At 75.4% G+C, this 12993-nt stretch carries 10 protein-coding genes and 2 rRNA genes; 11 read left to right on the top strand and 1 reads right to left on the bottom strand.

Annotation, left to right across the window (positions count from 1 at the left end):
• The 11 genes from ABT263_RS06040 to ABT263_RS05990 form a co-directional block, all read left to right on the top strand.
• Positions 1 to 93 (top strand): 23S ribosomal RNA (locus ABT263_RS06040); the annotation flags it as partial.
• Between the two features lie 85 nt (positions 94 to 178).
• Positions 179 to 295, top strand: a 5S ribosomal RNA gene (rrf, locus tag ABT263_RS06035).
• Positions 296 to 544: 249 nt separating this feature from the next.
• The gene (locus ABT263_RS06030; RefSeq protein WP_352288061.1) at positions 545 to 1954 is read left to right on the top strand and encodes a sensor histidine kinase; all 1410 of its coding nucleotides are present in this window, start codon (positions 545 to 547) and stop codon (positions 1952 to 1954) included.
• Entirely contained in the window at positions 1906 to 2571 is a 666-nt protein-coding gene (locus ABT263_RS06025) for a response regulator transcription factor (RefSeq protein ID WP_352288059.1), read from the top strand. Before ABT263_RS06030 ends, ABT263_RS06025 begins: the two co-directional genes overlap by 49 nt.
• A 243-nt stretch (positions 2572 to 2814) precedes the next feature.
• Positions 2815 to 4392, top strand: coding sequence for a DUF2637 domain-containing protein (locus ABT263_RS06020; protein WP_352288057.1), 1578 nt, complete (start codon positions 2815 to 2817; stop codon positions 4390 to 4392).
• A gap of 143 nt (positions 4393 to 4535) precedes the next feature.
• The gene (locus ABT263_RS06015; protein WP_352288054.1) at positions 4536 to 5825 is read left to right on the top strand and encodes a DUF6986 family protein; all 1290 of its coding nucleotides are present in this window, start codon (positions 4536 to 4538) and stop codon (positions 5823 to 5825) included.
• 173 nt (positions 5826 to 5998) lie between these two features.
• Positions 5999 to 6655: a YigZ family protein gene (locus ABT263_RS06010; RefSeq protein WP_352288052.1), complete on the top strand. Its 657-nt coding sequence runs from the start codon at positions 5999 to 6001 to the stop codon at positions 6653 to 6655.
• A gap of 160 nt (positions 6656 to 6815) precedes the next feature.
• On the top strand, positions 6816 to 7130 hold the full coding sequence (locus tag ABT263_RS06005) for a cupin domain-containing protein (protein WP_352288050.1): 315 nt from the start codon (positions 6816 to 6818) through the stop codon (positions 7128 to 7130).
• Positions 7131 to 7328: 198 nt separating this feature from the next.
• On the top strand, positions 7329 to 9131 hold the full coding sequence (locus ABT263_RS06000) for a hypothetical protein (protein WP_352288047.1): 1803 nt from the start codon (positions 7329 to 7331) through the stop codon (positions 9129 to 9131).
• A gap of 113 nt (positions 9132 to 9244) precedes the next feature.
• On the top strand, positions 9245 to 10975 hold the full coding sequence (locus ABT263_RS05995) for a restriction endonuclease (protein ID WP_352288044.1): 1731 nt from the start codon (positions 9245 to 9247) through the stop codon (positions 10973 to 10975).
• Between the two features lie 245 nt (positions 10976 to 11220).
• Positions 11221 to 12012: a ZIP family metal transporter gene (locus ABT263_RS05990; RefSeq protein ID WP_352288042.1), complete on the top strand. Its 792-nt coding sequence runs from the start codon at positions 11221 to 11223 to the stop codon at positions 12010 to 12012.
• A gap of 73 nt (positions 12013 to 12085) precedes the next feature.
• Here ABT263_RS05990 and ABT263_RS05985 read toward each other — a convergent pair whose 3' ends face one another.
• On the bottom strand, positions 12086 to 12991 hold the full coding sequence (locus ABT263_RS05985) for a LysR family transcriptional regulator (protein WP_352288039.1): 906 nt from the start codon (positions 12989 to 12991) through the stop codon (positions 12086 to 12088).
• Between the last annotated feature and the right edge of the window lie 2 nt (positions 12992 to 12993).

The raw sequence follows: 12993 nt of genomic DNA, 5'->3' as shown, positions 1-12993 counted from the left end.
GGCTCCCAGTAGACGACTGGGTTGATAGGCCGGATATGGAAGCCTCGTAAGGGGTGGAGTTGACCGGTACTAATAGGCCGAGGGCTTGTCCTCAGTTGCTCGCGTCCACTGTGTTGTTCTGAAACAACGACCCCCATGACATGGCCTGTCGTGGGTGCGGTTGACAGTTTCATAGTGTTTCGGTGGTCATAGCGTGAGGGAAACGCCCGGTTACATTCCGAACCCGGAAGCTAAGCCTCACAGCGCCGATGGTACTGCAGGGGGGACCCTGTGGGAGAGTAGGACGCCGCCGAACAATCATTCCAAAGAACCCCCCGATCCGTACGGATCGGGGGGTTCTTTGCGTTTCCAGGTGCATTCTCCGGCGCCATTCGCGGTGGGTGGCTGCGGTTCGCCGGGGATCGACCGGCCCGGCGGGACGGAGTGCCGCTCCGGGGGTGGTGCTAGGTCCACCCCGGAATCGGGGTGCGACAGCCAGTGCCCCGCCCCTTGCCACCCGGCGACACTGGGTGGACGACGACCGGTACCGGCCCCAGGAGCATCCGTGACAGCAGCGAACCGAACGAGCGGCGCGGGCGTACGCGCTCAGACGGAGGCGGCCTTCCTGGCGGGCGGCCGCGGTCTGGTGCGGCTGGCGCTGGTGGCGCTGGGGGCGGTACCCACCGTCGCCCTGCCGATCCTGGCGGCGTCCTTCGCCGGTGGTGCGGTGAACTCGATGCTGGACCCCTATGACCTGGGCACCGTGTTCACCCTGCTCGCGGCGGCCCTCGCGGGCGCGGCCACCGCCGGCCTGCTGGTGCGCCGGGTCGCGAACCGGACGCGCGGTCAACTCGCCCGCTGGTACGGGATCCGGCTGCCGGTCGAGTACGCCCCCCGGCCGGCGCTGGAGCGGGACGAGCGCGGCCACTGGTGGACGGGGTACTCGTACCACCGCTCCCACGGCGTCGCGAAGCTCGCCCACCTGCTGCACTGGGCCGCCCGGGACCGGGCCACCCGGTCGGAGATCGCCTGGCTGGTGATCAGCCCGGCGGCCGCGGCCGCACTCGCCCTGCCGGTGGCCGGTCTGCTGGTGGGCGGAGCGGGCTACGCGGTGACCGCTCCGGTGGAATACCGGGAGTACGGGCCGATCGATCCGGCCGGCGCCTCCCCGCTGGTCTCGGTCGTCCTGGGGCTGCTGCTGATGGCGCTCGGCGTCGTGCTGGCGCCGTACGCGGTGCGGGGCTACGTGGAACTGGCCCGGCGCGTGCTGGACCAGGACGGCCGCGCCTCGCACGCCCAGCTGACCAAGCGGGTCGCCCAGCTGACGGAGACCCGGGCGGACGCGGTCGGCAACCAGGCGGCCGAACTGCGCCGGATCGAGCGGGACCTGCACGACGGTGCCCAGGCACGGCTGGTCGCGATCGGGATGACCCTCGGCACGATCGAACACCTGCTGGAGACCGACCCGGTGGCCGCCCGCGAACTCCTCTCCGAGGCCCGGCAGTCCTCGGCCCGGGCGCTCCAGGAGCTGCGCGACCTCGTGCGCGGCATCCACCCGCCGGTCCTCGCCGAGCGCGGACTGGGCGACGCGGTGCAGTTGCTGGCGCTGGACAGCGCCCTGCCGACCGAGGTGTGCGTGAGCCTCCCGGACCGGCTGCCGGCGCCGGTCGAGGCCGCCGTCTACTTCAGCATCTGCGAGCTGCTGGCCAACGCGGCCAAGCACTCGGGCGCGGAGCAGGTCTGGGTGGACATCCTCTACCGGGCCGGCAACCTGCGGGTCACGGTGACGGACGACGGCGTCGGTGTGGCGGATCCCAGCCGGGGCACCGGCCTGCGCGGGATCGAGCGGCGATTGGGTACCTTCGACGGTGTCCTGGCCATCGACAGCACGTCGGGCGGTCCGACCACCATCACCTTGGAGCTGCCGTGCGAGTTGTCCTCGCCGAGGACCTCTACCTCCTTCGCGAAGGCCTGATCCGGCTGCTGGAAGCGCACGGCTTCACCATCGCGGCGGCGGTCGAGACCGGCCCCGAACTGCTGGACGCGCTGCTGACGCACCGGCCGGACGTCGCCGTGGTCGACGTCCGGCTGCCGCCGACGCTGACCGACGAGGGCCTGCAGGCCGCGCTCCAGGCGCGCCGGGAGATCCCGGGCCTGCCGGTGCTGGTGGTCTCGCAGCACGTGCAGCAGTTGTACGCGCGGGAGCTGCTGGCGGACGGCACCGGTGGGGTCGGCTACCTGTTGAAGGACCGGGTCTTCAACGCCGACCAGTTCATCGACGCGGTCCGCCGGGTGGCGGCCGGCGGCACCGCGATGGACCCGGACGTGATCGCCAAGCTGGTGCAGCGCACCTCCCGCCGGCCGGGCGCGCTCCACCACCTCTCACCGCGCGAGCGGGAGGTGCTGGAGCTGATGGCGGAGGGCTGCTCCAACTCGGCGATCGCGGCCCGGCTGGTGGTGAGCGACGGCGCGGTGGCGAAGCACATCGCCAACATCTTCACCAAGCTCGGTCTGGCCCCCGCCGACGACGCCAACCGCCGGGTCCAGGCCGTCCTCGCCTATCTCAACGGGACGGCGGCGCGGCCGGCCTGACGCCCCGCCCGGCCGGTCGGCACCCGATCGGCACGCGGCCGACACCCGGTCGACACGGGGCCCGCGCCCGGTGTCCGCCGGGGCCGGTTCCACCCCGGGCTGCGAGGAAGCTGAAACAGCTGTGCGAGTAAACTCCGGTGGGCCGAGCCCGGCGGCTGCTCGGTCGTCCGGCGCCCCGACCACCGGGAACCGGCGCCGAGGCAGCGCACGGCCGCAGCCGACACCCAGGGGTTGATAGACGTTATGGCACGCCCTCCGCTCACCAAGGCTCACCGCAGCCTGCTCGGGCTGGTCGCCGCCGGGGCCTGCCTGATCTCGGGCATCGGCTTCGCGGGTTCGTACAACGCGGTGCGGGAGCTGGCGTCCGAGAAGGGCTTCGGCGCCTTCTCCTACGCCTTCCCGATCGGTGTCGACGCCGGCATCGTCGTGCTGCTCGCGCTGGACCTCGTCCTGACCTGGCTCCGCATACCCTTCCCGCTGCTGCGGCAGACCGCCTGGCTGCTGACCGTCGCCACCATCGCGTTCAACGCGGCCGCCTCCTGGGGCGACCCGCTCGGGATGGGCATGCACGCCGTCATCCCGGTGCTGTTCGTGGTCGTCGTCGAGGCCTCCCGGCACGCGGTCGGCCGGATCGCCGCCATCACGGCCGACCGGCACATGGAGTCCGTCCGGCTGATGCGCTGGCTGCTCTCCCCGGTGCCGACCTTCCGGCTCTGGCGGCGGATGAAGCTCTGGGAGCTGCGCTCCTACGACGAGGTCGTCCGGCTGGAGCAGAACCGGCTGGTCTACCGGGCGCAGCTGCGCTTCCGGTACGGGCGCGGCTGGCGCCGCTCGGCGCCGATCCAGGCGCTGTTGCCGTTGAAGCTGGCCAAGTACGGGGTGCCACTGGACCCGGCGCTGCTCGACCGGCTGGACGAGGAGTCCCGCACGGCCACCGAACTCCGGGAGAGCCGGACGCCGGCCGCCGCCATCCCGGTGGCCGCTGCCGCCGGCACCGAGCCGCAGGCGCAGCCGCTCGCGCAGGCACAGCCCGCGAACGCCCGGCCGGAGAACGCCCGGCCCGAGGGCCTCCAGGTGGAGCAGGTCCGGTCCGAGGCGGCGGCGCCCGCCGTGGCGCCGGTGCCCGCGGAGGTGGCCGCGCCGATGCTGGCCAAGCTGGCCGCGGTGCGGCTGCGGGCCTCGCAGGAGCCGGCCGCCGAGGAGGAGCAGGCGCCGCCGCAGCCCGGGGAGGAGCTGAACGTCTGGACCGAGCGCCCGGTGCGGACCACCGGGCCGCAGGGCGACGGCTCCCCGGGCGGCCGGGTGCCGGGCCAGGCCTCGCCGTGGTTCAAGCCGCCGCGGCCGTCCGCCGCCCAGCCCGAGCCGCAGCCGGCGGCGCGCCCGGCCGCCCGTCCCGGCGGAGCGGCGGCCCCCCAGGCCGTCGCGCAGTCCGAGGTCCACACCGGTCCGGACGGCGTCGGCTACGCGGACCTCCCGGTGGAGCCCGGCTACGCGCAGGACGCCGCGTACGTCCGCGAGGCCGACTACCCGCAGGAGGAGGGCTTCGCCCCGGAGCCGGACGCGGCCGAGGGCTCCGGCCGCCCGTACGACTCCGCCTCCCGCCCGGCGCCGTCGCGGCTCGACCCCGAGCTCTGCTACACGGCGCTGGTCAGCTACATCGACACCTTCGAGAAGGAGCCCAGTCCGCAGCGCCTCGCGGACTGGCTGACCAAGGAGTACGGCGTGACCGGCACCCGGCCGGACGGCTCGGTGCACCACAAGGACGTCGCCGAGCTCTTCCCCGAGCTGCGCGACCGCTACGCCGCCGCCGGGAGGGACTGACCGGCCGACCCGCCCAGGAGCCGGAGCCGCCTGCCGCCCGCCCGCCCGTCCGCCGCTCGGTCGGCCATTGACGCCCGACCCCGGCGGGGCTACCTTCGCCTCAACAAACTGTTGAAGCGCTGGTTCGGCACGGAGGAGTACGGATGTCGCAGGTCGAGGTGGACGGTACCGGTCCGGCGGGCGGAGCCTCGTTCTCCGGAGCGGCGCGTGCCGCCGTGGAGGCGCTGCTCGCCCCGGTCGACGCCGACCTGGCCCGCCGATACCCGGGCGACTCCGGCAGCCGGCAGCCGGTGCACACCGTCTACGTCCCGGCCGACGCCTTCGGCGCCGACACCGTCCGCGACTGGGGCCGACAGGCGCTGGAGGCGTTCGACACGCACGCCGGTACCCCGGCGGCCCTGGCCGGCGCGCTCGGCGTGGCCGACGGCGCGCTGCTCGCCGACGTGCACGCCCGGGTCCGCGCCAAGCTGGAGCGGGAGCCGGTCGAGGACCTGCGGATCGACTTCGAGGACGGCTACGGCCCCCGGCCCGATGCCGAGGAGGACGCGGCCGCCGTCCGGACCGCCGAGCTGATCGCGGCCGCCGTGGCGGACGGCAGCGCCCCGCCGTACGTCGGCATCCGGATCAAGTGCATGGAGGCGGCCGTCCGCGAGCGCGGCATCCGCACCCTGGAGCTGTTCCTGACCACCCTGCTGGCCTCCGGCGGCCTGCCCGAGGGGCTGGTGCTCACGCTGCCCAAGGTGACCTACGCCGAGCAGGTCACCGCGCTGGTCCGGCTGCTGGCGGACTTCGAGCGCTCGGCGGGGCTGCCGGCCGGCCGGATCGGCTTCGAGATCCAGATCGAGACCACCCAGGCGATCCTCGGCCCCGACGGCCGGGCCACCGTCGCCCGGATGATCGAGGCCGCCGAGGGGCGGGCCACCGGTCTGCACTACGGGACCTTCGACTACAGCGCCGCCTGCGGGGTCGGCGCCGCCTACCAGAGCATGGACCACCCGGCCGCCGACCACGCCAAGGCGGTGATGCAGGTGGCCGCCGCCGGTACCGGGGTCCGGCTCTCCGACGGGTCGACCAACGTCATCCCGACCGGGTCCACCGAGCAGGTGCACGCCGCCTGGAAGCTCCACCACGACCTGGTCCGCCGCTCGTTGGCCCGTGCCTACTACCAGGGCTGGGACATGCACCCGGCGCACCTGCCGACCCGTTACGTCGCGGTGTACTCCTTCTACCGCGAGGGCCTGGCGGCCGCCGCCGCCCGGCTGGCGGCGTACGTCGCCAAGACCGGCGGCGACGTGATGGACGAGCCGGCGACCGCCCGGGCGCTCAGCGGCTACCTGCTGCGCGGGCTGGACTGCGGGGCGGTCGACCTCGCCGAGGTCCTCTCGCTCACCGGGCTGGACCGCGCCCGGCTGGACGCGCTGGCCGGCCGCTGAGCCCTCCCGGCCCCGCTCCGAGTCGTCGCCGCCCCGAGTCGTCCCCGCTCCGACCCGGCGCTCTCCGGCCCGGACCGGTGACCGGACGGGCAGGGCCTAGGCTGGCGGTGGCGCCCCGGAACCACGTGGGGCCGCCGCCAGCCTTCGCCGTCTTCCGGGAGAACCGCCGCACCATGTCCGCCACGCCGGAGCCGACCCCGAGGCAGTACCTGACCATCCGGCACGCGGGCAGCCACGAGATCGAGATCAAGAAGTCCCGCTTCATCTGCCACCTCGCCCGGGTCACCGACGAGGACGAGGCGCAGGCGTTCATCGCGGGCATCCGCAAGCAGTACTGGGACGCGCGGCACAACTGCACCGCCTTCGTGGTCGGCGACGAGCAGCGGCGCGAGCGCTCCAGCGACGACGGGGAGCCCGGCGGTACGGCCGGGGTGCCGATGCTGGAGGTGCTGCGCCGGCGCGGGCTGACCGACACCGCGGCCGTGGTGACCAGGTACTTCGGCGGGATCAAGCTCGGGGCGGGCGGCCTGGTCCGGGCCTACGGGAGCGCGGTGTCGGAGGCGGTGGACGCGGTCGGGCTGCTGGAACGGCGGCCGGTGGCGCTGCTCGCGGTCGCGGCGGACCACACCCGGGCCGGGCGGGTCGAGAACGACCTGCGGGCGGCCGGCTACACGGTGAGCGACCTCGCGTACGAGGCGGCCGGGGTGCGGATCGAGGTCGGGGTGCCGGAGCCGGAGGTGGCCGGATTCCGCACCTGGCTGGCCGAGGCGACCGGCGGTACCGCGGTGGCGGTGGCGGCGGGTCGGACGTATGTCGAGGTGCCGGTCTGAGCCGGTTCCCCGCGGCGCGGGGTGACGCTCGGGCGGGCGTTCGCGGGGCGACCGGGCCGGGGGTCGGACAGACTTTCGGCCAGATCGGGTCCGGCCGGGTTCCCGTCCTCCCGCACCCTGCCTAGCCTGGGCGGATCGCCGACCAGGAGGCCGAACCGAGATGTCCCTCGTCCAGACCATCACCCTGCCCCCGGGCGCCAGTACCGGCTGGCACTACCACCCGGGCCGGGTCGACGTGGTGGTGCTGTCGGGGACGCTGACCCGGACCCTGCACGACGGCCGGGTCGAGGTCAGCCGGGCGGGCGAGTCGCTGGTCGAGGAGGCGGGGCCGGTCCACGTCCACGTCGGCCGCAACCACGGGACCGTCCCCGTGGTGCTGATCGCCGACTACGACGCCCCGGATGGCTGCCCGCTGGCGGTGCCGGTCGCCGAACCGGAGTGGAGCCGCAGCGGCGCGGGCCGCGCGGAGGGCTGAGCCCGGCCGCAGCAGAAGCCGGTCCGGTCCGGCGGTCGGCTTGAGCAGATTCACTCGAACGTATTGACGTGGCCCGGAGTTGGAACTTCCGCTCCGGGCTGTGGCGTTTCCTGGGCAAGGATCCGGCAAGAACCGGACGAACACACCCCCATCGATGGAGGACGACAGACCCCACCACCGCACCACGGAGGTATGCGCATGACCTCAGACCGTTCCTCGTCGCCCGCCCGCGCCGGTCTGCCCGGCCCCAGGGGCCTCGCGACGCCCTATCGGATGACCGTCACCACCGCGCTCCCGCACGCCGACGCCGTGGCCCTGGCGGACCAGCGCCTCGCCGCCTGGCTGAAACACGAAGGCTGTGAGGAGCCCCCGCCGGCCGCCCACCGGTCCGTCGCCGCCGAGGCCGCCGAAGTCCCCGCCGAACGCCTGCGCCTGGGCGACCGGGTCATGCTCGACCGCGACGGCGGCCCCCTGCGGGGCGGCCCGGGGGCCGGGCGCTACGACCGCCGCCGGCTGCGCACCCCGGCCCCGCACGGCACCCACCAACTCACGCTGACCACGGCGACCGGCGGCGACGGCCGCACCTGGGTCCGGCTGGAGGCCGAGACGCACACCACCGGCACCGGGGTACGGACGCCGTGCCGGGTGCCGGTGCCCGAACTCGCCCGCAGCCTGCTGCCGCTGCTGGACGCCACCGACGGCCCGGCCGCCGTCCAGTCGGCGCCGAGGGTGCTGACCGCCGCCGAGGTCGACGGTCTGATCGACGCGCTCTGCGATCCGGAGCGCCGGCTGCCCGTCGTGGTGGCGAGCGTTCCGGTCAACCACGACCTCGACAGCTGGGTGGAGGACGTCGTCCGCCCGCTCTGCCGCCAACTCCCCGGCCTCGCCACCGCCTACGTCCTGGATCCGGGCGCCCGTACCGAGTTCAACGTCGCACTGGAGTACCACACCGTCTACGGCGGGGCGGTGCGCACCTATCAGCCCGAGGTCGATCCGGCCTCCCGGTCGGACGGTGCGCGGCATCCGGTGCTGGCCCGCCACCGGATCGAGGAGGACCTGCGCCGGGCGGCCGGGCTGCTGGCCCGCGAACCGCGCCGGCTCGCCGCCGAGCTGCCGCTGCCGGCACCGCTGGCCGCCGTCCCGGTGCTGCGGGTGCCCGCGACCGCGGCCCGCCCGGGAACCGGCCCGGAGGACGCCACCGCCCGGGCCGAGCGGGCGGCGCTCGCCCACGAGGAGCAGCAGGACCACGCCGAGCAGCAGGCGAGGGCCGACGAGCTGGAGCGGGTGCGGCACAGCCTGCGCCGGGAGCGCCGCCGGGGCCGCCGGGTGCCGTCGGCGGCCGACGAGCCGCCGGGCGGGTCGGTCACCGGGCCGCGTCGCGGCGTCCAGTCCCGGGGGCCGGCCGGTCGGCTCTGCGCCGGCCCGGGTTCGGCGGGGCGCCGCCCGGCCGCGCCCGGGGCGGCCAGCAGACCGGGCTCACCGGGCTCACCGGGCGCTCCCGGGTTCCCGGCGGTGCCGGACAGCTTCACCGAACTGATGGCCCGGTTGGACGAGTTCCCGCTGCTCACCTTCACCGGGGACCAGAAGAGCGCGCTCGCCCTGGACGACCTGCGGTGCGCCGGGGCCGGCTGGGCCCGGCTCACCTGGGGCGGTCTGACGTCCCTGCAGGAGTACGCCGAGGCGGCGGTGCGCGGCGAGGCGGGCGGCGACTTCAAGCAGTGGTGCGAGCACACCCCGGCCGGCCGCCACCGCTTCCCGCCCCGCAAGGCGGTGCGCGGGGAGTCGCGGACGGTCTTCAGCCACACCAAGTGGAAGCGCGAGCGGATACTTCCGGTACCGGAGTGCGTGGACGCCTCCCGGCGGGCGTTCATGGGCGCGCACCTGCGGATCGGCGGGGGGCGGACGGCCCCGCGGCTGCACTACCTCGACGACTGTTCGGGCAGTGGCCGGATCTATGTCGGCTACATCGGCCTGCACCTGACCAACACCCGGACCAACTGAGAGGCTTGGCTGACCGGTGCGCCCGTTCGGTGGACAATGTCCGGCAGGGGCGGCCCGTAGGCTCGCCGGCCGCCCCGGGCAGGCGCCGGACGAGCATGGGGGAACCGCGACCGATGCAGCACTCAGCAGACGGCCAGCCCGACGGCGCCGTGATGGCCCCCCAACCCGGCTTCCTGGCCTCGGTCTTCCGCGACCTCGGCGTCAGCGGTCCGGACGGTCCGGAAGGACCCGACGGATCGTCCGGGCCTGACGGGCCTGATGGTCCGTACGGGCCCGACGGGCCACCCGGCTCGCCGGGCCCGGCCGACCGGGCGGCCGGCGGTCATGGCGGCCCGGACGGTCTGACCGGCGCGGACGGCCTGACCGGCCCGGAGGGCGCGGACGAGGCGGTCGCCGCGCACACCCGGGCCGCCGCGCTGACCCACCACCGGTCCGTCACCGTCCGGGCCGAGCACGAGCGGCTCGCGGACCTCCTGCGGCGGGCCGCGCTGCCCGTCTCGGCGATGGACTTCGAGAGCCAGCTCCGCCACTACGAGCCGAGGCCCTACGCGGCCACCGGCCCGGGCGGCGACGAGGCCGACGCCGAACCGCGCTGGGAGGACTACGCGCCCGAGCGGCCGGCCGGGGCCGACCCCGACGAGCCGCCGACCCGGCGACTGCTGGACTCCGGCTTCCAGCGCCAGCTGGCCCAGGCCCGGCTCACCCACCAGCGTGCCCTCCGGGAGTGGCGCACCCGGCGGGCCGGGGCCGACCGCCCGGCCGAGGACGAGTCGCGGCGGGTCCACGAGCAGGCCGAGCAGGCCAGGGCCCGCGCGGTCCGCGAGTACAACGAGACCCTGGAGGAGTGCCGGCGGGCGTACCGGCTGGCCGAGCCGGCCGCGGTCGAGTCCCTGCTGGAGCGGGCGCTGGCGGCCGCCGAGACGGCCACCCAGGACGTACCCGCACCCTGCCGGGCGGTCTTCCGCCCGCTCACCCGCACCGCCGTGCTCGACCTCGACCTGCCGTCCCTCGACCTGGTGCCGTCGCTGACCGGGTACCGGCTCGCCCCGGACGGCGAGATACTCCCGGTGCCGCGCCCGCCGGCCGACCGGGCCACCGACTACCTGCGGCTGGTCGCCCGGCTGGCCCTGCGCGCGCTGCAGGCCGCCGATGCCGTCGACACCGACGAGATACTGGCCGGGGTGGTGCTGAACGGCTGGCTGCGCGAGTCCGCCGGAGCGGAGCCGCTCTGCCTGGTGAGCGTGGACGCCGACCGCGACGCCCTCGCCCGGACCAGGCTGCTGCCGGCGGCCGCCCCCTACGAGGAGCACGACGGCGAGGGCGTCTACGCGGACGCCGAACAGGACGAGGCACTGGTCCGGCTGCGCCAGCTCGGCGCCGCCGTGACCCCGGACCCCTACGCCAGGGCGGGCGTCGAACCGGCCGCCCTGGCGGGCGCCACCGTGCCGTCCGCGCCGGACCTCTCGGCGAACGAGTTCGCCCACCTGGTCCGCGAACTGCTCACCCGCGGCGGGCTGGAGCAGTGGAGCGTACGACTGCGCGGCCCGGCGGGCCTGGTCGCCACCGGGGAGGGGGCGGCGGGCAGCGCGCTGCCCGGGCGCTGGGTGGTCTGGGCCTCCCGCGGGTCCGGGGCGGTGGGCGAGGAGGAGATCAGGACCTTGGCGGAGGCCGTCCGCGAGGAGTCCGCCGAGCGCGGTCTGCGGCTGACCACCGGCCGGTTCACCGACGAGGCGCTCGACCTCACCGGCGAGGACGGGCACCAGCACATCCATCTGGTCGACGGCGACGGCGTGCGGGAGCTCGCCCGCGCCCACCTCGGGCTACCGCTCGCCTCCGGTCACTGAACGGGTCGGCCGGGCCGCGAGCCCGACGGGTGCCCGGGTGCTCTCGCGGCTCACCCTCACGGACCGCCCGGCGGGCGGCGCCCCGGGCACCGGGCGAGGCTGGGGGCACCGGCACCGGGGCGTGCCCGGTCCGGGGCGTCCCACCGGGGCACGGGACGCCCGGGACGCCCGAGGGGTTGCCCGGGACGCTCAGGACACGGGGGAGGCGAGGGGATGCGTAGGGTCTCCGGTACGGGGGAGGTGGGATGACCGCGATCCTGGTCGCCGCCGGCGCTTTCCTGATGACGCTCATCGGTGGCTACGTCGCCCAGCGCACCGGTGACCGGCGCCATCTGGTGCTCGGGTTCGCCGCCGGGCTGATGCTCGGGGTGGTGGCCTTCGACCTGCTGCCGGAGGCGCTGCACCAGGCGCCCGGGGAGATCCACGGCGTGCCGCAGGCGCTGCTGATGTTCGCGGCCGGGTTCCTGGCGATCCACGTCGTCGAGCGGGCGGTCGCCATCCACCGCGGCCACGAGGGCGAGTACGCCGCGCACACCCACGGCCACCAGCACGTCCACACCCATGCGCACGCCCAACCGGCGGTCGCCGAGGGAACGTCCGCGCCGGGGATCGGGCTGACCGCGGCGCTCGCCCTGGTCGGCCACAGCGTGATGGACGGCTTCGCGATCGGCGCGGCCTTCCAGGCCGGGACCACCGTCGGGACGGTGGTCGCCGTCGCCGTGGTGGCCCACGACTTCGCCGACGGCTTCAACACCTACACGATCACCCGGCTGTACGGGAACGACCGCCGACGGGCGCTGACCCTGCTCGCGGCCGACGCCCTGGCACCGGTGACCGGCGCCGCGATCACCCTGCTGTTCACCATCCCCGAGCAACTGCTCGGCCTCTACCTCGGGTTCTTCGCGGGCTTCCTGCTCTACCTGGCGACCTCCGACATCCTCCCCGAGGCGCACAGCCCGCACCCCTCGCGCGCCACCCTGCTCTGCACCATCCTCGGGGTGGGCTTCATGTGGCTGGTGATCGGGTTCGCCGGCTGAACGGCCGGACCCGGGCAGCCCCGGCGGCCGCACACCCGGCCGGGGCGGCCCCTCACCCGGGCCGGGCCCGCGCTCACGCCGCCAGGGCGGCCCACCGGTCCCGCATCGCGGCCAGCGCCTCGGTGATCGCCGGTCGCCGGGAGGCCTGGGCGCGCCAGAGCGCGAACACCCGCCGGGCCGGCTCCGGCACGACCGGCCGGGCGACCACCCCCGGCGGCAGGGCGCCCCGGCCGAGCCGCGGCACCAGCCCCATCCCCAGACCCGCCGCGATCAGCGCGATCTGGGTCTCGAACTCGCCGACCTGGTATCGCACGTCGGGCTCCTCGCCGACCTCGCGCAGCGTGCGGACCAGCCAGTCGTGGCAGATGTTGCCAGGCGGCACGCTGATCCAGCACTGCCCGCGGAGCCGCTCCACCGGGACCACGGCCTCCCCGGCCAGCGGGTGCGCGGCGGGCAGCAGCAGGTCCACCGGATCCGGGCCGAAGTCCAGCCGGACCAGGCCCTCCTGCACCGGCAGCGGCACGGTCGGCCAGTCCTGGACCAGCGCCAGGTCCACCTCGCCCCGGGCCACCAGCTCGGCCGCCGGGTACGGGTCGCTCTCCAGCAGCCGGACGTCCAGGTCGGGGCAGCGCTCGCGCAGGTCGGCGAGCGCGCCCGGCATCAGTCCGCGCGCGCCGGTGGCGAAGGCGGCCACCAGGAGCCGCCCGACCGCCCGGCCGCGCTGCTCCTCCAGCCGCACCTGGGCCTGTTCCACCAGGCCCAGCACCGCCTGCGCGGTGACGGCCAGCTCGCGCGCGGCGTCGGTCAGCACCACGCCCCGGCCCTGACGCTCCAGCAGCACCGTCCGGGTCTCGCGCTCCAGTTTGGCGATCTGCTGCGAGACCGCCGACGGCGTGAAGCCGAGCGAGGCCGCCGCCCCGCCCACCGAACCGTGCACGGCCACCGCGTGCAGCGCCCGCAGGCGTCCCAGATCCATCATGC

The organism is Kitasatospora sp. NPDC001603 (genome assembly GCF_040298365.1).
Lineage (GTDB): Bacteria > Actinomycetota > Actinomycetes > Streptomycetales > Streptomycetaceae > Kitasatospora.
The sequence above is the reverse complement of the archived record's forward strand: the minus strand, read 5'-3'. Positions and strand labels throughout refer to the sequence as shown.